Annotated in this window: 29 protein-coding genes; 12 read left to right on the top strand and 17 right to left on the bottom strand. The window is 39.9% G+C overall.

Going from position 1 to position 25,416, the window contains the following annotated elements:
* Positions 1 to 15: 15 nt before the first annotated feature.
* The 8 genes from GJS41_RS05985 (at position 16) to acs (ending at position 6,900) form a co-directional block, all read left to right on the top strand.
* Positions 16 to 471 carry a hypothetical protein gene (locus GJS41_RS05985; protein ID WP_154246384.1) on the top strand — a complete coding sequence of 152 codons (456 nt, stop codon included), beginning with the start codon at positions 16 to 18 and terminating at the stop codon, positions 469 to 471.
* A gap of 36 nt (positions 472 to 507) precedes the next feature.
* Complete coding sequence (gene pcnB / locus GJS41_RS05990) at positions 508 to 1,788, top strand: polynucleotide adenylyltransferase PcnB (RefSeq protein WP_154246385.1); 1,281 nt, start codon at positions 508 to 510, stop codon at positions 1,786 to 1,788.
* Positions 1,789 to 1,819: 31 nt separating this feature from the next.
* Positions 1,820 to 2,329 carry a 2-amino-4-hydroxy-6-hydroxymethyldihydropteridine diphosphokinase gene (gene folK / locus GJS41_RS05995; protein WP_154247003.1) on the top strand — a complete coding sequence of 170 codons (510 nt, stop codon included), beginning with the start codon at positions 1,820 to 1,822 and terminating at the stop codon, positions 2,327 to 2,329.
* Positions 2,322 to 2,984, top strand: coding sequence for a deoxynucleoside kinase (locus tag GJS41_RS06000; RefSeq protein ID WP_370515641.1), 663 nt, complete (start codon positions 2,322 to 2,324; stop codon positions 2,982 to 2,984). The genes folK and GJS41_RS06000 overlap by 8 nt, the downstream gene beginning before the upstream one ends.
* Before the next feature lie 53 nt (positions 2,985 to 3,037).
* Positions 3,038 to 3,832 carry a 3-methyl-2-oxobutanoate hydroxymethyltransferase gene (gene panB, locus GJS41_RS06005; protein WP_154246387.1) on the top strand — a complete coding sequence of 265 codons (795 nt, stop codon included), beginning with the start codon at positions 3,038 to 3,040 and terminating at the stop codon, positions 3,830 to 3,832.
* A gap of 32 nt (positions 3,833 to 3,864) precedes the next feature.
* A complete protein-coding gene (panC, locus tag GJS41_RS06010; protein ID WP_154246388.1) occupies positions 3,865 to 4,704 on the top strand; it encodes a pantoate--beta-alanine ligase in 840 nt (279 codons plus the stop codon).
* Entirely contained in the window at positions 4,701 to 4,904 is a 204-nt protein-coding gene (locus GJS41_RS06015) for a hypothetical protein (protein ID WP_154246389.1), read from the top strand. Before panC ends, GJS41_RS06015 begins: the two co-directional genes overlap by 4 nt.
* A gap of 64 nt (positions 4,905 to 4,968) precedes the next feature.
* Entirely contained in the window at positions 4,969 to 6,900 is a 1,932-nt protein-coding gene (gene acs, locus GJS41_RS06020; RefSeq protein ID WP_154246390.1) for an acetate--CoA ligase, read from the top strand.
* A gap of 1 nt (position 6,901) precedes the next feature.
* Here acs and GJS41_RS06025 read toward each other — a convergent pair whose 3' ends face one another.
* Positions 6,902 to 7,729: a DUF1853 family protein gene (locus GJS41_RS06025; protein WP_154246391.1), complete on the bottom strand. Its 828-nt coding sequence runs from the start codon at positions 7,727 to 7,729 to the stop codon at positions 6,902 to 6,904.
* A gap of 97 nt (positions 7,730 to 7,826) precedes the next feature.
* Positions 7,827 to 8,348 carry a Spy/CpxP family protein refolding chaperone gene (locus tag GJS41_RS06030; RefSeq protein ID WP_154246392.1) on the bottom strand — a complete coding sequence of 174 codons (522 nt, stop codon included), beginning with the start codon at positions 8,346 to 8,348 and terminating at the stop codon, positions 7,827 to 7,829.
* A gap of 220 nt (positions 8,349 to 8,568) precedes the next feature.
* On the opposite strand from GJS41_RS06030, the gene GJS41_RS06035 reads away from it, so the two are divergent.
* Positions 8,569 to 9,267: a response regulator transcription factor gene (locus GJS41_RS06035; RefSeq protein ID WP_154246393.1), complete on the top strand. Its 699-nt coding sequence runs from the start codon at positions 8,569 to 8,571 to the stop codon at positions 9,265 to 9,267.
* On the top strand, positions 9,248 to 10,657 hold the full coding sequence (locus GJS41_RS06040) for an ATP-binding protein (RefSeq protein WP_154246394.1): 1,410 nt from the start codon (positions 9,248 to 9,250) through the stop codon (positions 10,655 to 10,657). The genes GJS41_RS06035 and GJS41_RS06040 overlap by 20 nt, the downstream gene beginning before the upstream one ends.
* 33 nt (positions 10,658 to 10,690) lie before the next feature.
* On the opposite strand, the gene GJS41_RS06045 is transcribed toward GJS41_RS06040, so the two are convergent.
* Both GJS41_RS06045 and GJS41_RS06050 read right to left on the bottom strand, forming a co-directional pair.
* Positions 10,691 to 11,341, bottom strand: a complete 651-nt coding sequence (locus GJS41_RS06045) for a LysE family translocator (protein ID WP_154246395.1) — start codon at positions 11,339 to 11,341, stop codon at positions 10,691 to 10,693.
* Positions 11,341 to 12,102, bottom strand: a complete 762-nt coding sequence (locus GJS41_RS06050; RefSeq protein ID WP_154246396.1) for a DedA family protein — start codon at positions 12,100 to 12,102, stop codon at positions 11,341 to 11,343. Before GJS41_RS06050 ends, GJS41_RS06045 begins: the two co-directional genes overlap by 1 nt.
* Before the next feature lie 114 nt (positions 12,103 to 12,216).
* On the opposite strand from GJS41_RS06050, the gene GJS41_RS06055 reads away from it, so the two are divergent.
* Positions 12,217 to 12,663, top strand: coding sequence for a hypothetical protein (locus GJS41_RS06055; RefSeq protein ID WP_154246397.1), 447 nt, complete (start codon positions 12,217 to 12,219; stop codon positions 12,661 to 12,663).
* Between the two features lie 58 nt (positions 12,664 to 12,721).
* Here GJS41_RS06055 and GJS41_RS06060 read toward each other — a convergent pair whose 3' ends face one another.
* Positions 12,722 to 13,339, bottom strand: coding sequence for a hypothetical protein (locus GJS41_RS06060; protein ID WP_154246398.1), 618 nt, complete (start codon positions 13,337 to 13,339; stop codon positions 12,722 to 12,724).
* A gap of 187 nt (positions 13,340 to 13,526) precedes the next feature.
* Between GJS41_RS06060 and GJS41_RS06065 the strand changes: the two genes are divergently transcribed.
* Positions 13,527 to 14,348: a M48 family metallopeptidase gene (locus tag GJS41_RS06065; RefSeq protein ID WP_154246399.1), complete on the top strand. Its 822-nt coding sequence runs from the start codon at positions 13,527 to 13,529 to the stop codon at positions 14,346 to 14,348.
* A gap of 60 nt (positions 14,349 to 14,408) precedes the next feature.
* Here GJS41_RS06065 and GJS41_RS06070 read toward each other — a convergent pair whose 3' ends face one another.
* The 12 genes from GJS41_RS06070 to rlmH all read right to left on the bottom strand — a co-directional run bounded on the left by GJS41_RS06070 (position 14,409) and on the right by rlmH (position 25,403).
* A complete protein-coding gene (locus GJS41_RS06070; RefSeq protein ID WP_154246400.1) occupies positions 14,409 to 15,077 on the bottom strand; it encodes a glutathione S-transferase family protein in 669 nt (222 codons plus the stop codon).
* Positions 15,078 to 15,180: 103 nt separating this feature from the next.
* Positions 15,181 to 15,663, bottom strand: a complete 483-nt coding sequence (locus GJS41_RS06075; RefSeq protein WP_154246401.1) for a peptidylprolyl isomerase — start codon at positions 15,661 to 15,663, stop codon at positions 15,181 to 15,183.
* Positions 15,664 to 15,862: 199 nt separating this feature from the next.
* Complete coding sequence (gene lipA / locus GJS41_RS06080; RefSeq protein WP_154246402.1) at positions 15,863 to 16,840, bottom strand: lipoyl synthase; 978 nt, start codon at positions 16,838 to 16,840, stop codon at positions 15,863 to 15,865.
* Between the two features lie 23 nt (positions 16,841 to 16,863).
* Positions 16,864 to 17,517, bottom strand: coding sequence for a lipoyl(octanoyl) transferase LipB (gene lipB / locus GJS41_RS06085; protein ID WP_370515674.1), 654 nt, complete (start codon positions 17,515 to 17,517; stop codon positions 16,864 to 16,866).
* Positions 17,518 to 17,540: 23 nt separating this feature from the next.
* A complete protein-coding gene (locus GJS41_RS06090; RefSeq protein WP_154246404.1) occupies positions 17,541 to 17,810 on the bottom strand; it encodes a YbeD family protein in 270 nt (89 codons plus the stop codon).
* Positions 17,807 to 18,697 carry an aminotransferase class IV gene (locus tag GJS41_RS06095; RefSeq protein ID WP_154246405.1) on the bottom strand — a complete coding sequence of 297 codons (891 nt, stop codon included), beginning with the start codon at positions 18,695 to 18,697 and terminating at the stop codon, positions 17,807 to 17,809. The genes GJS41_RS06090 and GJS41_RS06095 overlap by 4 nt, the downstream gene beginning before the upstream one ends.
* A 37-nt stretch (positions 18,698 to 18,734) precedes the next feature.
* Positions 18,735 to 19,886, bottom strand: a complete 1,152-nt coding sequence (locus GJS41_RS06100; protein ID WP_227551255.1) for a D-alanyl-D-alanine carboxypeptidase family protein — start codon at positions 19,884 to 19,886, stop codon at positions 18,735 to 18,737.
* Positions 19,887 to 19,919: 33 nt separating this feature from the next.
* Complete coding sequence (locus tag GJS41_RS06105; RefSeq protein WP_154246406.1) at positions 19,920 to 20,786, bottom strand: septal ring lytic transglycosylase RlpA family protein; 867 nt, start codon at positions 20,784 to 20,786, stop codon at positions 19,920 to 19,922.
* Entirely contained in the window at positions 20,783 to 21,826 is a 1,044-nt protein-coding gene (gene mltB, locus GJS41_RS06110) for a lytic murein transglycosylase B (protein ID WP_370515642.1), read from the bottom strand. Before mltB ends, GJS41_RS06105 begins: the two co-directional genes overlap by 4 nt.
* 11 nt (positions 21,827 to 21,837) lie before the next feature.
* A complete protein-coding gene (gene rodA, locus GJS41_RS06115; protein ID WP_154246407.1) occupies positions 21,838 to 22,971 on the bottom strand; it encodes a rod shape-determining protein RodA in 1,134 nt (377 codons plus the stop codon).
* On the bottom strand, positions 22,971 to 24,923 hold the full coding sequence (mrdA, locus tag GJS41_RS06120) for a penicillin-binding protein 2 (RefSeq protein ID WP_154246408.1): 1,953 nt from the start codon (positions 24,921 to 24,923) through the stop codon (positions 22,971 to 22,973). The genes rodA and mrdA overlap by 1 nt, the downstream gene beginning before the upstream one ends.
* A gap of 9 nt (positions 24,924 to 24,932) precedes the next feature.
* Positions 24,933 to 25,403, bottom strand: a complete 471-nt coding sequence (gene rlmH / locus GJS41_RS06125) for a 23S rRNA (pseudouridine(1915)-N(3))-methyltransferase RlmH (RefSeq protein ID WP_154246409.1) — start codon at positions 25,401 to 25,403, stop codon at positions 24,933 to 24,935.
* Positions 25,404 to 25,416: the final 13 nt, after the last annotated feature.

Consider the following 25,416-nt stretch of genomic DNA (forward strand, 5'->3'; position numbering starts at 1 on the left):
ATAAAAGGAATAAGTTTGTCATTTTTTAAAACTCTATTTAAAAAAGAAACCGTCAAAAAGGAAATAGAAGGATTAGGGCTTTTCGAGTTCTACCAAGACCAAAATGATTCTTACTGGAAAATTGAACATTCAGTACTATCTCTTCCAAATAACTTTTCGTTTGGTGCAATAAATGGCTCTCAAACAGAACTTAATAAACAAGCTTTACAAGCTTTCAAGTATTACGCCACTCAACCAAACTTATTAATTGAGTTATTAGATAAAAACTTTGAAAGATTAGCGCAGAAATGCATCTCTGACTTTAATCTATTACAAGTCGAGCAACATTTCTTTATTAAAACTCTGACTACAACAGACGATGAGAACTTTGAGTTTGGATTACACTCAAAAACTATAGACGTTTTTATTGAAGTTTTTATAAGAGCAAATAGGTTAGACTCATTACATCTAGATGAAGGTTGCTGCGAATAATATGCTATTATTCGCTTATCAAAAAAAATTTAAATTATGACCAACCCTAACCAACACATTATCCCACGCGATCAGCATAGCGTCTCTCGCGAATTTATTAGTGAGAATGCGCTTAAGGTTTTATATCGCCTACACAAAAGTGGTTACCAAGCCTATTTAGTAGGCGGTGGCGTGCGTGATATTTTGTTAGGGTTACGTCCAAAAGATTTCGATATTGCCACTGATGCGACGCCAGAAGAAATCAAAAAGCTATTCCGTAACTGCCGTATTATTGGTCGCCGCTTTCGTTTAGCGCATATTCTTTATGGCCGAGATATTATCGAGGTAGCAACTTTCCGCGCCCATTGTGACGACAATATTGAGCAGCGTGGTGATGGCATGATAGTGCGCGATAATGTGTATGGTACGGTTGAAGAAGATGCCATTCGTCGTGATTTTACGGTTAATGCGCTCTATTACAATATTGCTGACTTCAGTATTCATGATTATTGCGGCGGGTTAGCAGATCTAGAAAAGCGTCAATTGAAAATGATTGGCGATCCCATAGAGCGCTATAAAGAAGATCCGGTTCGAATGCTGCGCGCAGTTAGACTAGGTTGTAAACTGGGTTTAACCATCGAAGACAATACTGCCAAGCCTATTAATGAGATGGCGCATTTACTCGAAGGGATACCAGCGGCGCGTTTATGGGAAGAATATAAAAAAATGTTCTTATCAGGGCGTGGGCAGCGAACCTTTAACCAATTAAAGTCATTCGGTTTATTGCAATATTTATTCCCGCAAACCAGTAAAGAAATTAATGAAGATGATGACTTTGCTGAGTTTGTCACCCTAGCGTTGGAAAATACTGATCGCCGCATTAGTGAAGATAAGTCCATTAATCCTGCGTTTTTGTTAGCGGTTATGTTATGGAAGCCATTAATGGATCGTACTGAACGCTTGGTCAGTAAAGGCATGCATTTCAATGATGCTTTTTATAAAAACTTTAACCCTACGATTAACCAGCAAAGCCAAACGGTTTCTATTATGAAACGCCATGGCGCCGTGATGCAGGATATTTGGGCGCTGCAAATTCGTCTGAAATTTAATTACGGTAAGCGCGTTTGGAGCGTTTTAGATCATCCAAGATTTAGAGCTGGCTACGATTTCTTAGTCTTACGCTCAGAAATCGATCCGAGCTTAAAACCGCTAGCTGATTGGTGGACCGAATTCCAAGAGGCTGGCCGTGAGCAACGGATAAAGATGATCGCCAAAGGTAAGTCTCTTGGTCAAAAGCGCAATCCAAGAAAACGAAAAAGTCGTACTAGCAACAGTTAAGGATTAACCAAGACAACTGACCATGGCTTCTATGCATATCGCTTATATCGGTTTAGGCTCAAATCTACAAAATCCTATCCAGCAGGTAACTCAGGCATTACTGGAGCTAGACCAAATGGATAATTCCTATTTGTTAGCCTATTCGAGCTTATATCAATCTTCAGCAATGACCTTAGATGATAATTCCGAGCCACAAGAGGATTATATTAACGCTGCTGCTAAAGTAGCCACTCGGCTAGAACCCCTGCAATTACTGGATAAACTGCAAGCTATTGAAAATTCTCATGAAAGAGTTCGTGAAAAACGTTGGGGAGCACGCACTTTAGATTTGGATATCTTGCTCTACGATCATACAATCATGGAAACAGAGCGGCTAACGATTCCACACTATGGTATTGGGCAACGTGATTTTGTGCTTAAACCACTTTTAGAGTTGAAGCCAAATCTTAAGATGCCAGATGGCAGTATGATTGCCTCGCTATTAGAGGGCTCTGGACAATACAATTTAAAAAAACTCGAATGGAGAAGCCTTGGTGAGTGATCATCAAAATAATCATAATATTAACCATAATTTCATAGCGGTTGAAGGCCCCATTGGCGTTGGTAAAACCACTTTGGCACGCAAAATTTCTGAAGTTTTAGGTTCGGAGCTTATTTTAGAACAAGCCGAAGATAACCCTTTTCTGGAACGTTTTTATCAGGACCCTAAAACCGGTGCACTGCCGACTCAATTATACTTCCTATTTCAACGCGTTCGCCAATTGCAAGAAGTTCGCCAGTCGGATATGTTCGCACCTGTAAGAGTGGCCGATTATTTAATTGAAAAAGATAGGTTATTTGCCCGTTCAACTTTAGATTCAGATGAGCTGCGTTTGTATGAGCAAGTCTATGATAACTTAACCATCGATTCGCCAAAGCCAGATTTAACGATTTATTTGCAAGCGCCCGTGGATGTTTTATTAAGCCGCATCCGTAAACGTGGTCGTAATATTGAATCACCGATTACTAAGGAATATCTACAAAAAATTTGTGATTCCTACACAGATTTTTTCTACTATTATGATGAAGCCCCGTTACTAATCGTTAACGCTTCTGGATTAGATTTAGTCGAGAACGAAGCTGATTTTAATATGCTGCTAGAACAAATCTCACGTACCACTCGCGGCAAGAACTATTTTAATCCGCATCCTGCGTAGCGCAATTTAAGTTTTAGCGAACTAATAGCAAAACAGAGTCCGAGAAAAGCACCATGAAAAAAATTACCATTAGCCATATTGAAAAACTCAAAGCTCAAGGCGAAAAGTTCTCATGCCTTACTGCTTACGACGCCACTTTTACCGAAGTGATATCTGATGCAGGTGTAGACATGATCCTGGTGGGTGATTCACTAGGTAATGTTATCCAAGGCCAAGAAACGACGGTGCCCGTGACTCTTGAAGATATGGAGTACCATATCGCTTGCGTTGCTAATGCTAGTCCAAATTGCCTAATACTTGGCGACCTACCCTATATGTCTTATTCAACTCCAGAGCAAGCCTATGAGACCGCAGCGGCGGTCATGCAAGCTGGCGCTAACATGGTGAAATTTGAAGGTGGTCAATGGTTATACGACACCATCACCGGCTTAACGGAACGCGGCATTCCGGTCTGTGCACACTTAGGATTAACCCCGCAATCTGTGGACGCACTTGGTGGCTTTAAAGTACAAGGACGCGATGATAAAACCGCTTCTAAAATATTAACTGATGCGAAGGCTTTGGAAAAAGCCGGAGCACGTATGTTAGTACTTGAATGCGTACCAAGTGATTTAGCAAAATTAGTGACTGAATCATTACAAATTCCGGTTATGGGGATTGGTGCCGGGGTTGATGTGGATGGGCAAGTTTTAGTCCTACACGATATGCTAGGAATTTCTCCTTTCCAAGCAAAGTTTACCCGCAACTTTATGGCTGATGCCAAAGGCTCCATTCAAGATGCGATTACTCTTTATCATAATGAAGTTAAAGAGCAAAATTTCCCAGCTGATGAACATAGGTTTGAGTAACATTTCATCTTTAATCATTTTTGAGAAGCTCCATGATCGTTATAAACACCATCGAAGAATTACAAATCGAACTAAATGCACATCGTCGTGATGGCAAGCGCATTGGCTTTGTGCCAACAATGGGAAACTTACATCAAGGGCACTTAAGCCTAGTCGATGTGGCAAAAAAGCATGCCGATATTGTAGTAGTCAGCTTATTTGTAAACCCCACTCAGTTTGGTCCTAATGAAGACTTCGATTCTTACCCAAGAACCTTAAATGAAGACTGCAAAAAACTAGAAGGCCAGGGCACCAACATTGTGTTTGCGCCAGCTAAAGAAGAGGTCTATCCCAAGTGGCCAAATATCACTTCAGTTACCGTTGCGGAGCTGGATAAAAATCATTGCGGGGCGTCGAGACCGGTTTTCTTTGGCGGCATCACTACAGTAGTAACTAAATTATTCAATATGGTTCGTCCTGATTGTGCCATATTTGGGGAAAAAGACTTCCAGCAAATAACTATTATCCGCCGCATGGTCACCGATTTAAACTTTGATATTGATATTATCGGCGCGCCCATCGTGCGTGAAGCAAATGGACTCGCCATGAGCTCGCGCAATGGTTATTTGTCGCAACAAGAAAAAGATCATGCCAGCAACTTATATCAAACTTTGCTATGGGCAAAATCTGAAATAGAACACGGTCGCCAAGATTTTCGTCAGCTTGAAAAAGAAGCCAACCAAAAACTAGACGACTTAGACTTTACTCCTGATTACTTTAATATCACTAATCAAGACACTTTAGAGTTAGCGCAAGCCGATGATAAAAAGTTAGTCATTTTGCTCGGTTGTTATATGGGTAAAGTAAGACTGATTGATAATATTCAACTATGAAATATGTCTTTCTAATATTAGCCATTTTTTCCTTTGCCTTAGGCTTCCTAAAGATTTCAGGAATTATGGTTTATTTTGCTGAAGCCAATGGAGAGTTAGACCTATTGTGGTTATTCAAACAAGTTGCTTATATCGCCATTCTTTTTATCGGCGCCTTCGTCTTTTTACATCGCTTTAAATCCTTTAAAGATAAAAAGTAAAGACTTTAACAAAAGTACAATTTCTTTTATCCTAACTCTATAAATATAAAGTATGGAGTTAACCATGTCTGAAGTGAAAACCTACCCTATTCGCTCTATTCCAACGCATACACCGCATATTGATGAAGATACATACCGACGCATGTATCAGCAGTCGATCGAGAATCCTGAGCGCTTCTGGACCCGAATGGCGAATGAGTTTGTGGACTGGTTTGAACCATGGCAAACCTTAAATGATATTGACTATAAGCAAGCTTCGATAAAATGGTTCGAGGGCGCCAAAGTTAATGTGAGCTATAACTGTATTGACCGTCATTTAGCGGATAAAGCTGAGCAAACCGCAATTATTTGGGAAGGTGATGAGCCAGATCAACAGAAGCACATTTCTTATCAAGAACTGCATGATGAAGTCTGCCGTTTTGCCAATGCTTTAAAATCGCGCGGGGTTAAAAAAGGCGATCGGGTATGTATCTATATGCCCATGATCCCTGAGGTTGGTTATGCCATGCTAGCTTGTGCTCGAATAGGCGCTGTGCACTCAGTGGTCTTTGGTGGCTTTTCTCCTGAAGCACTCAAAACACGAATTTTAGACAGCGATTGTCAGGTAGTTATTACCGCCGATGAAGGCGTTCGTGGTGGCAAAGGAATTCCGTTAAAAGCGAATACCGATACAGCGCTTGCAGGCTGTCCTAATGTGCACTCAGTATTTGTCATCAAGCATCGTAATGCAGATATTAGCTGGAACCCAGAGCTAGACATTGATTACAACCAAATAAAACTGGATATGGAGCCAGAATGCACTCCAGAAATCATGGATGCCGAAGACCCATTATTTATTCTGTATACTTCCGGTTCTACCGGTAAACCCAAAGGGGTTTTACACACTTCAGGTGGTTATATTCTTTATGCCGCCATGACCCATAAATATGTGTTTGATTATCAAGAAGGTGAGACCTATTGGTGCACCGCCGATGCTGGTTGGATCACCGGCCATTCCTATATTTTTTATGGCCCGTTAGCTAATGGTGCTACAACGTTAGTTTTCGAAGGTGTCCCTAATTATCCTACCGCTTCAAGATTCTGGGATGTGGTTGATAAACATAAAGTTAATATTTTTTATACTGCGCCGACTGCAATTCGCGCTTTAATGGCATTGGGCGATGAGCCAGTGAAATCCAGATCGCGCCAATCGTTACGAATTTTAGGAACCGTTGGCGAACCTATTAATCCTGAAGCCTGGGAATGGTACGACAAAGTGGTTGGCGATGAACGCTGCCCTATAGTAGATACTTGGTGGCAAACAGAAACTGGCGGGATTTTAATTACACCGTTACCTGCAGCAACGCCGTTAAAACCTGGTTCTGCTACTCGGCCATTTTTTGGAATAAGACCTGTTATCCTAGACAAAAATGGTCAAGAAGTTGCTGGAAAAGCCAGCGGCAGTTTAGCCATGAAAGTATCTTGGCCAGGACAAATGCGTGGTGTTTATGGAGATCAGCAACGTTTCTTTGATACCTATTTTTCACAATTCCCCGGCTATTACTTTACCGGTGATGGCGCGCGCCGAGATGAAGATGGTTATTACTGGATAACTGGGCGTATGGATGACGTATTGAATATATCTGGCCATCGCTTAGGCACAGCAGAAATAGAAAGTGCCTTGGTATTACACCCTGCCGTTGCCGAAGCTGCGGTGGTCGGCTATCCGCATGCTATCAAAGGACAAGGTATCTATGCTTACGTGACGCCAATGACTGGTACTCAAATCTCCGATGCCTTAATTGCGGAGTTAATTCAATACGTAGCAAAAGAAATAGGCGCCATCGCCAAGCCGGACAAGGTGCAATGGGCTCCGGGCTTACCTAAAACACGCTCTGGAAAAATCATGCGTCGAATTTTGCGAAATATTGCTGAGAATGAACTTGAAAATTTAGGTGATACGTCAACCCTAGCCGATCCATCGGTAGTAGAAGACTTAATTAAAAATCGATTATAAGTTAATTCAAAATTCTCTGCTCGGCTTTGTGTAACCACTCATCGGTTACAACAAAGCCCCGCATCACTTCCTTACCATTTTCAAGAGCAACAATTTTTTGTAGGTTAAAGTTTTTATAATTTCTATCGATTGGTAATAACTCAGAGTCCAACGATTCAATTTCCGATAACCAATATAAACGTGGCAATTGATACCATTGATATTTGGTTTCTATTAAAACCTCCGATAGTTGAGAGTAAGTGAGCCAAAAACCTTTACCATGTTCAGGGTTAACTTGATTTGGGAAATTAAATTGACTAGCTAAGTAATCTTGATAAGGATAAAACAATCTCCCTTTAGTCAGTAATTTCTTGGCATCGATAACAATTTTATTGTCGTAGAGCCAATCTTTGATCCGTGGATTATCTGAGAGTTGTAATTGGTGCTTGAATAACCGATTTAACTTAACGTCAAAACGATCTTTTAAATTAGGGCCAACCCAATCGGTTAAAGCATCACCTTCACCAACTTTTAAATACAATTTAATCGTCAGCTCACAATGACTGGTTTTCTTCGCCATAACATCATAAATAATAGAGTCAAACTCGCCAAAAGTATGTTTATCGATAATCACTTGGCGATTTTTATGAAGCAATTGAAATTGATGATTACTGTCAATAAGATGATGCCAAAGTTGTTCAAAGTAGACACCAAGTCGATGAGTTGGGATAAACTCAAACGCTTGACTTGCCTGTGCCTTGTTTAACATATATTGAGCACTTAATCTTGCATCAAGTTTTAAAAGTTCAGGGCTTTGAATAAGCCATTGTTGATCAAGTAGTTGGCGCAAATTATAAATTCATAGATACTTATTACTCCTATGGTAACAAAAAAATGGCCACAACAGTGGCCAATAATTTCTAAGGAGAAATTTTAGGGGTAATGATTTATTCAGTTCGATTATTCAACCTTTCTTGCAAAGCTTCTTTGCGTGCTTTTCTTGCATCTTTTCTATCTTGACGTTGCTCTTTTATGAGCTGTCTTTTAGCTTGCCTCTGCTCTTTTATTACTGCATGCCTCGCTGCCTGTTCATCAGTTAACATGGCTTTGAATCTCTTCGAAGATTCATGCTGTTGAGCCATGCGCGCTGCTTTAACTGCAGCTTCTTGCTGCAACAAAGTATCTAAACGGCTTTTATCAAGCACTTCCGCCTGCATTAATTCGCGCACTTCTTTTTTAATGTTGCGTAACTTTTCTTGGCTCTGTTTTTTAAGTGCTAATTTTTGTTCGCGTTCAACTTTAACCTGTGCTCGCTGCTCTTCTGTTAGCTCAAGTTTTTTAAATAACATTTTCTGTTGATGATTTTTACTGTCATGCTTATGCCCAGGGCCAGCAATTACTACAGAAGACATAAGGCCGCTTGTGGCCAATAATGCAGCTGCTATTGACGCTTTACTGAAACTATTCATATTAATCTCCAAAATAATGAGTTAATGATCTATGCCAAATAAAACTGCTGTTTCATTTAGCTGTGCTATGAAATTAATATACTCTTATTCGAAAATTTATGTATCTGCAAGCAGTAAAGATTAAGTAAAAGTCCTGTAAAGCATCCTGACTAAACTTTACATAATCTTTGTAGAATCGTGATATTATTCTCACATACACATATTACTAAGAATAATGAAGATGACTCGGTTACTTTTAGCTGATGACGATATAGAGCTTTGTCAACTACTCAACGAATACCTTTCGAATGAAGGCTTTGATATTAGCTTGGCTCATGACGGTAGCACAGCTGCAAAATCTATCTTAGCTCAAGATTTTGATTTAATGATACTTGACGTCATGCTGCCTAATTTAAATGGTTTCGAGGTTTTAAAAGAAGTTCGCAAAGAATCTCAGGTACCTATTCTGATGCTCACAGCCCGCGGCGATGAAATTGACCGCATTGTTGGCTTAGAACTTGGCGCAGATGACTATATCGGTAAGCCATGCAATCCTAGAGAGCTTACAGCTAGAATTCGCTCAATATTGCGTCGTACCGAAAATATTTATAAAAACAAAAATCAAAAGTTAGAATCGATTCAACTTTCAGATGTTAAAATTAACCCTTCAGCCCGAGAAGTGTTACAAAACGATTCTCCAGTTAAGCTAACTGCTACAGAATTCGACATTCTTTATTTATTGATTTCACACGCTGGTCACCTTGTTGATCGCGATCAATTATCTGAGCAATGCTTAGGTAGAAAGTTAGAACCCTATGATCGTAGTATTGATATGCATATTAGCAACCTGCGTAAAAAATTAGGCCCTAATGAAAAAGATGATGATCGTATAAAAACAGTTCGCGGAGTTGGTTATCAGTATGTTTCACTCGATTCGTAAATTTGTACGACCCAATTTATTTTGGAAAATTTTTCTATGGTTTTGGTTGGCAACCCTAATCGTACTATTTACTACGGTATTTCTTTATAGTCTTTCTGATCAAAAAAGCCGCTTATTACCAATAGAGCGCTCTGAGTTAATTCAATTACGCAAAACCGCAATTTTAATCCAGCAGAAGCGCTTAATTGATAAGTATCAAGAATTAAAAATTTTACAACCAAAAAAGATTGAAAACATCTTAGCTAATACCTACATTCTCGATCAGTTTGGTAAAGACTTATTCGAACGTGATGTTCCTGAAGCTGTTTATAAACTTCGTGCATTTAACAAACGCAATCAACAGCTAGCTAAGGTAATCGATAACTCTACTGGCTATTTTGGACCTGAAATTGTTTTCAATCGTGGTAAACATTATCAGCTATATCTCTCTAACAAAACTAACCAACACTTCTATACGCTAATCTCTTACGTTTATCACTCTACCCCCTTTTGGACTATTTTGGCAGCATTTGGTATTAGTGGTTTTGTATGTTTTGGTTTGGCTTGGTATCTCACTCGACCGATAAACCAACTGCAAAAAGCAACTCAAGCTTTTGCTGCAGGTGATTTAGCTGCTCGCGCAAAAGACTTCATGAATAATCGCCACGATGAATTTATAGATTTGGCTGAAGACTTTGACCAAATGGCAGATAAAATTAATAAAATGATTCATTCGCAAAAGCGCCTACTAAGTGATGTATCACATGAACTTCGCTCACCTCTTACTCGAATGCAAATTGCCTCAAGCTTAGCGTTTAACAATGCCAACGAAGATACTCATAAACACCTAGCAAGAATTGAATTAGAGATAGAACGACTTGACGATATGATCGGTGAGCTATTGCAAGTAGCCGCATTAGAGCGGGGACATTTCTATGAAGGTAAGTCCAGTTTTTTATTAAACGATTTAATATCTGTTTTAATCAAAGATGCTCAGTTTGAAGCAAAAGCGGCTAATAAAAGTGTGAGTTTTGCACAAGAAAAAGATATCGAATTCTATGGTTACTATGGACTTGTTGCCCGTGCGGTAGAAAATATTTTACGTAACGCAATCCGTCATACAGATCCAGAAACTTCGGTCAATTTAAAACTCTTCAGTGTGGATCAAATGATTCATATACAAATTCTTGATCAAGGTCCAGGAGTTAATCCTGAGCACATCCAAAAGATTTTTGAGCCTTTCTATCGTCCCACTGAGGCAAGAGAGAGAGCATCTGGTGGCGCTGGACTCGGCTTAGCGATCGCTAAAAGAGGTGTTGAGGCTAATGGCGGAAGCATTACTGCTGAGAATGCTAAGGATTCTGGTTTACAGCAAGGATTGAAAGTCACTATTTCCTTGCCGATCATCTAATACATCCACTCTAATCTTACTGTTTCTGGTATCTCAATCGAGATTTGCAAATAGTAAGATTAGAGCTAAACCAATTAAGAACACTCCTAAGATACGATCAATCCAGTAACCATAATTCCCAAAGAATCCTCTTACTTTCTGCTGACTCAATAAAAAAGACAAACTGACGAACCAAGCGCCTGTGACTATCGCCATCCAGGTACCATAAAAACCTTGAATAGCTAATGGTGTTTCACTGCTGATCAGGCTGGTGAATAATGAAAAGAAAAATACCGTAGCTTTAGGGTTTAATACATTAGTGAAAAAACCTTGGCGGAACGCTTTTACCAGTGTCATTAATTCATTGGTCGATTTAAATTGCTCGGATGTTTGTTCTGTTTTTTTTGCACCTATAGCTTGAATACCGATATAACCTAAATAAATAGCACCTGCTATTTTTATACTAGTGAAAAGCCATGGCGTGCTCTTAATTAAAGCAGCAACACCAATAAGCGCAATGGCAACATGCACAAATATAGCTAAGCCAATTCCAATGCTGGTCACTATCGCAGGTTTGCGCCCAAAGATTAGGCTCTGGCGCATAACTATCGCAAAATCTGGACCAGGGCTTGCAACAGCTAGTATATGAGCAGTCGCAATAACTAAAAATTCTTGCCAATAATTATCAAAGATTTCATTAATCATCAGCTAACAAGACCCCAAATTTTCGTCATTAAATCGAGCATCAAGGTGCCGTAATCTGAAACCACTAGAAATATTACCGTGGTCGAAAAAACAATCATCATCAAAATAAACATTACATGACGGCGTTGAGGCAAATTCTGATTGGTATTTTTAACTTTATAAGCATCAAATGCATAGCGACTTATTAACCATAATGAAACGCCCATTAATACAATGCTGCTCAGTAAAAGCCACATTTGCGTTTGTTCAAAAGTTAAGGCTGCGCCCACCAAGACACCTGGCATCAAATAGACAGGAGCCCAAATCATAGTTGCTAAAACTACTGCAGTTATGAATTTTTTTATCGGCATTGTGAGAACACCAGCCACAAGAGAAATAACCGCTCGAATTGGTCCAATAAATTGACCGACTAATATTCCTGCAAAACCATGTTTTTTAAAAAACAGTTCCGCTCGCTCCATTAAACTTTGATGATTTTTGACCCAAGACCATTGATGGATCCGGTCATTAAAGTGATAACCAACACCATAAGAAACTAGCTGCCCCAATACTGCGCCACTAAAACTAGCTAAACTGATCAGCCAAAAATTTAGATGGCCCGCACCTATTAGAGAGCCTACACCAACCAGTAACAGCCAACCGGGAACAGCTAAGCCTACAATAGCGAGTGACTCTAAAAAGGCAATTGCAAACACCGCCAAACCCGCCCAATGCGGGTTAGCACTAATCCAAGCTAAAATACTTTCTACTGTTTGTTCCATGGGCGCATCATGACCAAATTCTTTGAAAATGTCGATAGCTGGGTAGGTTTTGCCTTGCTAAATAGAAATGACTCGTTTATCTTGCTTAACATATTTGATAACTAGTTAATTATTATGAGCGATCAGTATAAAACTATCATCCAGCAACGTCAGCCGCAGGAAGTGAAAATTTTTCAAAACATTCATCCTGATGTTGAGCCACCGCGTTTAGAAATCGATCAAATGAATTTGGCAAACAGTCAAATCAATGATTACCGCTCATCAGGCGAGTTAATTCGAAGCCTGGCCAATACCATTAGACAGTGGCGCGCCAATACCCCAGCAGATGCGCAACCTGCAATAACTGCAATTTTATCTGGCGGTATGCAAGTAAATGTTACTCGTTTGGCTCAAGAATCATTCCACGGCATTCGTGTTGAAGGTCATGTCGCAGGAAATGCTTGCATGATTTTAACGCATCAGTCTAATGTGCAATTGCTATGCTATATCGAAAAGATAGCTGAAGCTGCTCCAGAGCGTAAAATTGGCTTTATCATCGATGGTAAAGAAACAGAAGAATAATACTAAAAACTATTCAGCAGACCATAAAGTAAAAGCTATCCAACAGGATAGCTTTTACTTAAATAACTTTTTGATAACCTTCAAACTGCTCATCATCGGTCATATCTTGATTCACTAATAAAACCGTCATGCCTGTGGCTTTACCAAGCTGATAAATTTCTTCTTGCAGTTCATTCTCGTCTACCACGTATTCAGTGGTAACGCAGACGTGCGAGCTCATTTGAGGTTTTCCACTAGCATCCATTTTGATAGAGTCTTGCATCGACTCAACCACTAAACGTTGACGATTAAGCCATTGCATAAATTTAATTTTAAATTCAGCGTTTTCAGGCCCCCACACTTCAAACTCAAAACGCATTTGTTCATTGATTCTTTCGCTTTGTTCGAGACTTAAAATTTGAGTATCAAAGCGAACACTGTAAGAAGTTAAACTATCTAAACAAGAAATGAAGGGCTTAAGGTACATATGATTAATGCCGATTTTCATCAACCCTGTGAACTGTAAACCCACTCGATGAAAATGATTAGACAGGAAAACGCCTTTGAAACGACGAAGAATTTCAGAAATGGTCAACAAAATATCTTCATGTTCCGTTCCATGAATGGTCAGCAATAACTCTTTATCAAGCTTCAATGACGAGTTTTCCCCTAACTCTTCCCCATGCTTATAAGCCATTTTATTATACCGAGTATTTATTATATGCAGGCTTAAAATACAAGATTTATCTTTGAAATTCAAGCACCTAGACCCTATGTAACTCACATATTCAAACAATTGTTAAAATTTTTGTGCTTGATTGTTAATTCTTATCATTGAAGTTACTATAGTTATAGCAATTACTATCGCAAAGGAGTCTCTTAAGATGCGTTTAACCTTCATCAGTCTATTAGTTTTACTCACTTCGGCATGCGCCACCTCGCCCACAGGTAAGAGCTTCGTCAAAATTTTTCCCGATAGCCAAATGAATCAAATGGGCGCTGCAGCATTTACGTCCATGAAGAAAAGCCAAAAAGTCGATCAGTCTCCTAAAAGCAATCGTTACGTTCAATGTATCGTAGACGCACTTATCCCAGAACTCTTGGTAGAAGACAAGCGAGTTTATGGTAACAAGGCTCGCATGCATCGAACATCATGGGAAGTTAGTGTTTTTGAAGAACAAACACCTAATGCTTTTGCTTTACCCGGTGGAAAAATTGGCGTGCATACTGGGATGTTCAAAATTGCTAGTTCGACTGATATGCTTGCTTCTGTCATCGGACATGAAATAGGCCATGTATGGTCAGAGCATGGCAATGCTCGGATGTCGAATCAATTTTTAGGCAATACAGCACTACAATTAACCGCAATATTAGGCGGTACTGATACTCGACAAAAACAGGAAGTGCTAGGGTTACTTGGAGTAGCCACTCAAGTTGGGGGGCTTAGCTTTAGCCGTCAACACGAATCAGAATCCGATGATATCGGCCTTACTTTAATGGCGCGTGCTGGGTTCGATCCAAGAGCTAGTGTCACCGTATGGCAAAATATGTCTCGTTTATCACAAGGTCGTAAACCGCCTGAATTCCTTTCTACCCACCCTTCCAACCAAACTCGTATTAACGATTTAAATAGGAAGATGCCAAAGGCGTTGCAGTTATATCAAGAGGCTAGAGCTCAGGGCAAAAGACCTAACTGCCGACTTTAATGATGCGATTAAGAAAAAACCGAGCATAAGCTCGGTTTTTTATACCTAAAGATAAGTTTTTTAACTCGCGAGCTGGACTAAGTAGCCATCACGCTCGTAGTAAGCTTCGTTATAGAGCTCTTCAAAATCCTCAACTACCGAGTTTTTTACCGCATCCAAGGACAACATATTCTCACGCCACTTTAATAGCTTTCTGAAATCTTCCAATGAATCTTCACCTGTTTCATCAGCCAAAATTTGACTCCGCATTAGAAACGGTGCAAATGCCGAATCCACTAAACTAAAACTATCACCTGAGAAATAACCTTTATCATCAACTTGCTGCTCTAGATGAGCCAGTTTCTTCGCCAAATCCGATTGAATTTGACGGAAAGTTTGTTCACGTCTAGCTTGAGTCAATTGGTGCTGAGCGTTATTAATGCTACTACTAAACTCTATCCAAGCTCGGTGTTGAGCTTTTTCCAATAGATCTTTTGGCAGCATACTTTCACCATAAGATTCATCTAAATATTCATTAATAACTGCTGACTCAAATAAAACCTCTTCGCCAACTCGCAACAAAGGCACTTTGCCAAGCGGAGAAATATTCAAAAACCAATCAGGTTTTTTAGATAACTCAATATACTCAATGGTGTAATCAATTTTCTTGTGCAGCATAGTAATTACCGCTCTTTGCACAAAAGGGCAAAGTTTAAAACTGACTAATATAGGTTGATCGATTTTGCTCATAATAATAAGTAGAGAGCTAATTTGTAATTAATGTAAATCTAATTGTTTTGAAATGCAACTAAGCTTGTGAATAAAAAAGCGACTTGAAAGTCGCTTTTAAATCTTAATGGTGATGACCGCCCTCACCATGCACATGGCCATGAGCAATTTCTTCCTCACTTGCTGCGCGAACTTCTTTAATAGTGACATCGAAATGTAGTTCAATGCCTGCCAATGGATGATTACCATCAACAGTAACCATTTCATTTTCTACTTTAGTTACTGTGATTAATTGTGGGCCATTCGGAGATTCAGCGTGAAACTGCATACCAGCTTCAACTTTATCTACGCCTTGAAATGCGGTTAAAGGAACTTCTTTAACAAACTCTTCATTATATTGACCATAAGCATCATCTGGTGAAATGGCTACATTTAACTGATCGCCAGCAACTTTTCCCATTAATGCACTTTCTAAGCCAGGCACAATATTATGGAAGCCGCATAAGAATGCCAACGGTTCAGTACCTTCAGAAGTATCAATCATTTGACCTTCCGCACTTTTAACTGTGTATTCAATAATGGCAACTTTGTTTTTTTCAATTTGCATAATCTACTCGCTCTAAATCATTTCGTTAATTAATCTACTAAGGATACCGTTTAAAATTAGGTCTTTTGGATTAGAACGAGGCATTTGATTTTCCATTGGCAATGTTACAAGTTCTGCCTGATTTTAAAACAAATAGCTAAGTTATCATTCAAAAAATAATTTTAAGAAGTTTTTATCTAGCTCTTTTTAAGAGACTTATCTAAGAAACCTTATTTCCTGCTGCTTGCTGATCTGCATGGTATGAAGATCTCACCATTGGACCACTTGCCACATTTGTGAAGCCAAGCTCTTCAGCAATTTTACCTAGCTCATCAAATTCTTTTGGTGGCATAAAACGCATCACAGGGTGATGGAATTTACTCGGCTGTAAGTATTGGCCCAGCGTAAGCATATCAACGCCATGAGCTCTTAAATCTTTCATGACTTCAATAATTTCTTCATTGGTTTCACCAAGACCGATCATTAAACCAGACTTAGTTGGAATACCCGGATAGCGCTCTTTAAACTGCCTCAGTAAATCCAAAGACCATTGATAATCAGCGCCGGGGCGAGCTTGCTTATATAATCTTGGTACAGTTTCCAAATTGTGGTTAAACACATCTGGCAACCCATCGCTCATTAAGTCTAAAGCTTTTTCCATACGGCCACGGAAATCCGGAACCAAGACCTCAATTTTCAAACCTGGATTTTGTTCACGCGCAACTCTAACGCACTCTGTGATATGAGCAGAACCACCATCTCGCAAGTCATCACGGTCAACTGAAGTGATAACTACATACTTTAATCCCATCGACTTTACTGAATCCGCTAAGTTTTGCGGTTCTTCTGGATCAAGCGCTAATGGACGACCATGCGCAACATCGCAGAAAGGGCAGCGACGAGTACAAATATCACCCATGATCATGAAAGTAGCGGTCCCATGGCCAAAACACTCAGGTAAATTAGGGCAAGAAGCTTCTTCACAAACTGTATGCAGTTTTTTACCTCTCAGCATTTCTTTAATTTTGGTGATTTGATTTCCATTAGGAAGGCGCACTCGAATCCAATCCGGTTTTCGCGGCATTTCTTCGGTAGGAACAATCTTAACAGGAATACGGGCCATCTTATCTTCAGCACGCATTTTCTCACCAGGAATGACCTTGCCAGTCACTCGCCCTCTTTTTACTTGATCGGACATATGTTCTCTTAATTAGTAGTCAGCTAGTCGCTGGATTCTAAGCCAACTTGCTCAAGGCGCTTAGTATAACCCAATTTTTCACACAATTGATCGATAAGATCTGGCTTTATCCGCTCTAGATCTTGCGGACCGCCTTTATCTTTTATTTGAGTCATGATCATTCCCTGATAACCACAAGGGTTAATTCTGGCGAATGGCTCTAAATCCATATTCACATTTAGTGCTAAACCATGAAATGATTTTCCTTTGCGGATGCGTAAACCTAATGAGCATATCTTCTCATCTTCAGTATAAACACCTGGCGCATCTGCTCTTGGTGTAGCCTCTATGCCGTAAATAGCCAACATATCCACAATCGCATTTTCAATTGCAGAAACCAGATCTCTTGGCCCCATATTTTTGCGACGTAAATCTATCATGAAATACGCGACCTGCTGTCCAGGACCATGGTAAGTGACTTGACCACCTCTATCCACTTGAACTACAGGGATCTCGCCAGGAAATAATAAATGCTCAGCTTTACCGGCTTGTCCCTGAGTAAACACAGGATCATGTTCAACTAACCAAATCTCATCCATTACCGACTCATCTCGCTCGTCGGTTAAGGCCTGCATTGCTTTCCAAACAGGCACGTAGTCGTGACGACCCAGCTCTCGAATAATGACACTATTTTCTATCGACATAATTCTCTGAGCCTTCACTATAGGGTCATTTTCACGCCATCTACGGTGAAAACATCTTGATATAAAGCATCAACCTGCTCTTTACTAGTCACCTGAATATTAAACGATAAAGAAACATAGTTTCCATTTCGACTTGGCTGTGATTTTGGCAAATTATTAGTGGGAACATGCCGATTAACTACCTGCAACACTTCAAGGTCAATCCCGTCTCGATTAACAGCCATGACTTTAAAGCATATGTCAGCGGGGAACTCCCACAGTTTATCTCTATCGTAATTTTGATTCATAAGGTATTGATACCTGCTATCTCTGAAAACTCACCTTGGTAAAGATTATATTTTAGCTTTTGATAAGCTTGATTCATCTCACGCCAAACATTACCTATTTCGCCATTGCCAATTTTAGCATGGTTCAAGCCCACTACTGGGCGGATTTCTTTATTTGAACTTGTTAGCCAAATTTCATCAGCTTCCTGTAAGTCCGCTTCATAAAGGTCCACTTCAAGTACTGAATAACCCAAGTTTCTTGCAAGCAACATCACAAATTCTCGAGTTACGCCTGCTAACAACTCATCGCTCAGCTTTGGGGTCAGTATTTGTCCAGACTTTACAGCAAATACATTACTCGAGGTCGACTCTAGGACTTTACCATCTCGCACTAATATGGAGTCATCAGCCCCAGATTCAAGCGCTTTCTGTAATAAAAGACAGTTCGCTAACAAGCCCGTGGTTTTGATATCGCAACGATCCCAGCGAATATCCTCACAACTAATCACTTGAATGCCCTTCGTTTTTTGTTTGCTGGTAACTACTGGAGGCAGTTCAGATACCATCGCAAAGATCGTTGGCATAATCTCAGCTGGAAATTCATGAGATCGTATAGCGCTAGTCCCTCTGCTAACTTGTAAATACAAACTTGCTTGTTTTAAATCATTTTTAGCCAATAGCTCTTTGCCAATGCTTAACCACTCTTGCCCATCAAATCTTAAATCCATTTTGACACTCTCAAGACTCTGATTAAGTCGCTGAATATGTTCTTCAAAACGAAAGAAATTGCCCGCATATGCAGGGATCACTTCATAAACCGAATCTGCAAACAAAAAGCCTCGGTCAAAAACCGAGACTTTAGCTTCAGAATCCGGTAACCATTGACCGTTAAGGTAGATAATTGCCATTGGAGTTTCTATTGAGGGTCATAATGAAACAATTTATTTAAAACCAAAGTTTAACACTATCCCACATACGGCCCAAAAAGCCTGCTTCGGCTACATCTTCTAGCGCTACCATTGGCATCTTCATAATTTCTTTACCATCAATTTTGAAGAAAACTTCGCCAACTTTCTGACCCTTTCTAACAGGAGCTATCAATTCCGAGTCAATAATATAGTTGGCTTTTAGCTTTTCTTTTTCAGTCTTAAGAATAGTTAAAGTTGCATCCTGCGCTAGGCCAACAGAAAACTCATTCGCTTCACCTTTCCAAACGCGAGCATTCTTTAGTGAAACACCACCTTTAAACGGTGTAATGTTAGTGTAAAAACGAAAACCATGATTTAAAATTTTTCGACTTTCGCTGGCTCTTTTTGCCTTACTCTCAGCGCCCATAACAACTGCAATTAATCGCATCTCATCTTTAACCGCCGAAGAAACCAAACCAAATCCAGCCTCTTCTGTATGGCCTGTTTTAAGGCCATCAACTTTCATACTTTGATCTCTTAGCAAAGTATTGCGGTTTTGCTGAGTGATCTTATTATAGGTGTATTCTTTTTCGGCATAAATCTCGTAATCTTCAGGAAAACTTCGAATTAGAGCCTGTGATAACTTTGCCAAATCTTTTGCTGAAGTTTGATGCCCATCTGCTGGTAAACCCGTACTGTTAGCAAAATAAGTATTATTTAAACCCAGTGCCAATGCATGTTGATTCATCAATTTTGCAAAGGCCGACTCTGTACCAGAAATATGCTCAGCCATTGCAATACTGGCATCATTACCTGAAGAAATTACAATCCCTTTATGCAACTCATCAACCGAAACATATTTGTTCACTTCAACAAACATGAGCGAGGAACCTTTCAGTTTAGGATTTTGCGCCCAAGCATTTTCACTAATTAAAACTTTATCGTCTGGACTTATATTGCCTTTTTTGAGCTCATCAGAGACTACATAGCTAGTCATAATTTTTGTCAAACTAGCAGGTGGTAAAACTTTCTCCGCTTCAGACTCTAGCAATACCTTACCTGTTAGATAGTCAATCAAAATGTATGATTTAGCTTCAATCTCAGGCGTGCCCGGCTGATTTGCCAATAGTGGTAACGAAGTGACTGTTGAAGATACTAATAAAAGTACAATTAAAAAAATTTTCATCATTGTGGTTTATATCACCTAATTTCAAGGCCTGAACTAATCAGTGACCAACTTGGGGGTGGTTCCTAAATCATACTGTCTTAACTGATTTAAAATCCTCTCAGCAGTTTCGCCATTATCCAAAGGACCAATTCTAACGCGATTTAAAGTAATGTTTTGATTGTTTTTAAAACTGGTTACTTGAATCGGTTGTTTGAAAAAATCGCGTAAGCGAGCAGCTAAAGTATCCGCTCTTAAAGCATCGCTAAAAGCGCCAACTTGAACAAATAATTGTGGGGTTTCAACTTGGTCTTTAATTGGCGGTATCTTTAATTCGCCACGTTCATAGTTGGCACCAACGCCATTCGAACGAGGAGACGCCAAGACTTGAACTTCCACTCTTGCAGTTCCCTTATCGTCATAGCCTAATTTTTTCGCTGCAGCGTAGGACAAATCAATCAACCGGTTTTTAACAAATGGTCCTCGGTCATTCACTTTAACCACCACACTGACACCCGTATCTAAATTAGTTACCCTGGCATAACTTGGGAGCGGCAATGTTTTGTGGGCTGCGGTAAAGTGATACATGTCATAAATTTCACCCGAAGAAGTTCTACGACCATGAAATTTTTTGCCATACCAACTGGCCACCCCTACGTCAATATAACCGTCGGCACTATCTAAAACATGATAAACCTTACCGTCTTGTTCGTAGTAAGGCGGGTTACCATAACGACTCTTTGCTTCTACTTTTGGGCGAGGCTCACGAGGCGTTCCATTAGTAAAAGATCTGTCAGAATCTGTCGGCGCCGAGTCTGGGATACTTCGATCTAAAGGCTGTTGGCTGCCAGGACTTCTAATATCAGTAGTGGTACAAGCGGTTAATGTCAAAAGCGTTGCCGCGGCTAAAACTGGAAACTTCATTTGGCGCTCTCACTTGTTACTGCTTTATCTGCTTGCATCTTTTGATAAGTCGCTTTAATTTCTTGGCTTAACTGATGAACAGCCATTGCGTACATTGGGCTTCGATTATAACGAGTTATCACATAAAAGTTGTGATAACCGACCCAGTTATCGACGGAATCTTTTTGTTGGAATTTATAAATCCCAGCTTTAGTATCTTTGCTTGGCGCTGACTGTAATTTGATTCCTGCATTGGTTAGTTGATCAACCGTAAATTGTGGCTTCAATTTTTTATTGCGATATTGCATTGCAAGTTTACTATCCAGTTGCGGCAAAAACTCTGCTACTGGCTCATCCAAGATCCACTTATGTTTATTAAAATAGTTTGCCACACTACCAATCGCATCTTGTGGGTTTTCAAAAAGATTGATTTTTTTATCACCATCAAAATCAACTGCGTAATGGCGATAAGAGCTAGGAATAAACTGCCCCATGCCCATAGCGCCTGCGTAAGAACCTTTATGATGATCTAACATCCAGCCTTGTTCTCTAGCCAAAATAAAGTATTGCTCCAACTCGCTGGCAAAAAATTTGGATCTTTTAGGATAATGGAAAGCTAAAGTGCTGATCGCATCGATTACCGGAAAAGTTCCTTGGATCCTTCCATAAAAAGTTTCAACTCCAATGATGGCGACGATAACCTCTGCAGGGACTTGTGATACTTCTTCTGCCCGCGCTAACGTTTCTTTATGTTTATGCCAAAACTCAGCGCCTTGCTTAATGCGTTTGTCAGTTAAAAAAATCGGACGATACTCGTACCAATCTTTACCTTCGGCAGGGCGACTCATAGCATCTAAAATACTTTGGCGCTTTTCGGCTTTATTTAAAGCCTGAGCGACATAGTCTTGAGTAAAGCCATGTTTTTCCGCCATAAATACAGCAAAATCTTTTGCATTAGTAGGTGCTTTTTTCGCTTGCTCTTTAGCTATCGCCTCATTGCTTAACATCGGCGCAGCAAATAGTGCAGAAGTTAGAGTTAATGTAATAATTTTGTTTATCACTAAAATTTCCTTTATCTTGAATGTAAACGTCTATGTGTTTTAATAGACATTAAAATACCAAATCCAGCCAACAAGGTCACCATCGAAGTACCGCCATAACTTACTAATGGCAATGGCAGCCCAACAACAGGTAATAATCCGCTGACCATACCAATGTTAACGAATAGGTAAACAAAAAACGTTAAGGTTATTGCCGCTCCTAATAAGCGACTAAAAGTGTCTTGCGCCTGTAAACTAATTTGTAGTCCTCGAACTATAATAAACAGATACAGAGCCAACAATACGGCGACGCCGATTAATCCAAACTCTTCACCTAAAACTGCAAAGATAAAATCTGTATGTCGCTCAGGTAAAAATTCCAGTTGTGACTGAGTGCCTTTTAACCAACCTTTACCACTGACACCACCTGAACCAATGGCGATTTGTGACTGAATAATATGATAGCCCGCTCCTAATGGATCACGCTCAGGATTTAAAAAAGTCAGTACTCGACCCTTTTGATACTCATGCATGACAAAAAACCACATGATCGGCACCATCACCAACCCGGCAAAGGCAGCACTTAATAAATAACGCCAACGAATACCCGCAAAGAAAATAATAAAAAACCCTGAGGATGCTATTAACAATGATGTTCCCAAGTCAGGCTGCATCATAATCATAATAGTTGGCACCATCACCAAAGTCAGCCCAACAATTAAGTGCTTAAAACTTGGTGGTAGTGCTTTTTCAGCAAAATACCAAGCCACCATCATTGGCATAGCAATTTTCATCATTTCAGAGGGCTGAAAACGAATACCAACATTTATCCAGCGCTGAGCACCTTTGCTCGACTCGCCAAACAGTAATACTGCTAGTAAAAAGCCTATCGCTCCTACATACAATACTGGCGCCCACATTTTTAAAATGCGCGGTGGGATTTGTGCGATTACCAGCATTACCGCCATACCAAATCCAAGGCGAACTACTTGTCTTTTTATTAGATCGATACTCTCTCCACCTGCACTGTAGATAACCAATAAACCGAACATCATCAACAAGATCAAACCTAATAGCAGCGGCGCATCTAAGTGCAGTCGCCACAAAATGCTACTCTTCGCTTTGTGAGTATTACTAACGGCATTTTGATTAAAAGACTTTAGCATTAATCAAGGCTCGCTTGTTGTTTAGCGCTGGACTCAGATATAGCAATAGCTTTTGGTAGTAAGTCATTATTTTGCAAATAAAACTCCATTAACTGACGGGCAATTGGCGCAGCATTACCACCACCACCACCGGCATTCTCCATTACTACTGCTATAGCTATTTGCGGGTTTTCATAAGGTGCATAACCTATAAATAAAGCGTTATCCTTAAATTTATCTTCTATATTTTCTTCGTCATAAGTTTCATCTTGAGCGATACTTTTAACTTGTGCAGTTCCCGTTTTACCGGCAGCGGAGAAGTTTGCCCCATCAAATGCAGTTTTAGCTGTCCCCAGTGGCGGTAAAGTTGAAAGACGCATTGCTTCCTTAATCGTGTCTAACCAAGTTCCATCACCAGTGACAATTTGCTCAGCAGACATCACAGGAGTATTACTAGTTTTTCTGTCTTCATTTTGAAACTCTTTCACTAACTGTAAATCAAAACGAATACCATCATTGGCAAAAACAGCGCTAGAGTTAGCAAGTTGCAAAGGCGTTGCTGTCCAAAAGCCTTGACCAATCCCAATATTGACTGTATCACCCGTATACCAAGGTTCATTTCTATTTGCTTTTTTCCATGAACGTGATGGCATAATGCCTTGTTTTTCTTCAACGATATCTAAGCCTGTTTTTTGACCAAATCCAAACTGCTGCATCCCCTCATGGATTCTATTAATCCCTAGACGAACCGATAAGTCATAAAAAAAAGTATCACAAGATTCAATAATTGAATCGACGACCCGCATAGTCGCGCCATGTCCCCAAGGTTTCCAATCTCGATATCGATGCTTATTATTAGGTAACGAAAACCAACCAGGATCGGCAATTCGAGTTCTTTCGTCTATCACCCCTTGTTGCAAACCTAGCCATGCCAGGTGCGGCTTTATAGTAGAAGCAGGAGGGTAAGTCCCTTGAACCGCTCGATTGTAAAGCGGCCTTTCTTCTGAATTTATCAGCGCCGAAAAATTGGCTTGAGAAATGCCGCCCGTAAATAAATTTGGATCATAAGAAGGCTGGCTTACCAGCGCCAAGACACCTCCATTTACCGGGTTTACAGCCACTACTGCACCACGCGCTCCCGCTTCTTTAAGTAACTGATTAGCTCTTTTTTGCAATGCATAATCAAGGTGTAAGTACAGATTTTGACCAGCAACAGGATCTTGTCTTTCTAAAACTTTAACCACTCGACCACGAACATCGGTTTCTACTTTTTCTTGACCTACAAACCCATGTAATATTTCTTCGTAATATTTTTCAAGCCCCAACTTACCCATCTTGTTGGTAGCTGCATAATTTTTTAACTTGGAAAAATCCTGTGTAACTTTAGCTTCTTGCTCCATTTTCTCTATATCGGCTTTATTAATCGCCGACATACGACCTATAGCATGCACCACATCTTCGCCATGAGGATAGTAACGCTCTAAACGTGCCTCAACGGTAACACCACGAAAAAGGTGTCTATTAACTGAAAAAATTGCCACCTGGTCTTCAGTTAGCTTACTTTTTATTGGATAAGATTTATATTTGGAACGAAATTTGATCTGCTCTTTAAAATCACTCAATTGCTTATCGTCAATATCTAAAAGCTCGCTTAAGCGAGTCAGAGTTTCGTCCATATTTTTCTTACCGACGATTTCTGGAGTAATTTCTAAGGCGAAGATAGAGCGATTTTCTGCTAATAAAATACCATTTCGATCAAAAATTAGACCTCGGATTGGAGCTACAGGGCGAATACGAATTCGATTATTTTCAGACTGAGTTTGATAGGCTTCGTAGTTAAGAATTTGTAATTTGAATTGACGGAATAACAATACCAATAGAAGTGCTACAACGATAACAAGAGCAACCACCGCACGGACATAAAAAATCGAGATTTCTCGACCATAGTCTTTCACTGCTTGCTTTTTATACATGGCTAAAGCTTATTCTCGATGATATGGGTGATTCACTGTCACTGACCAAGCTCTATATAAAGTCTCAGCTAAAATGACTCTTACCAACGGATGCGGAAAAGTTAGATCAGAGAGCGACCACTTTTGGTTTGCTCTTGCCAAACAAGCCTCAGACAACCCTTCAGGGCCGCCTACCATCATAACTAAACTTGGATGATGCTGCTGCCAATGTTGGATTTGCTGTGCTAATTGCGGCGTCGTGAATGTCTTGCCTTTAACATCTAGTGCCACCACCCAATCGGAGGAGTCTATTTTAGCAAGAATCGACTCACCTTCTTGAACCTTTATTTTTTCCAGATCTGCATTCTTGCTTCTTTTGGCAGCAGTAACTTCAACAAGTTCCAATTTAAAATCACGGGGGAATCTTTTGGCATATTCATGGTAACCTTGCTCGACCCATGAAGGCATTTTTTGACCTACCGTGATTAACCGAAGCTGCATAAAGGATCTTAAA

The organism is Kangiella sp. HZ709 (genome assembly GCF_009674675.1).
Taxonomy (GTDB): Bacteria; Pseudomonadota; Gammaproteobacteria; order Enterobacterales; family Kangiellaceae; genus Kangiella.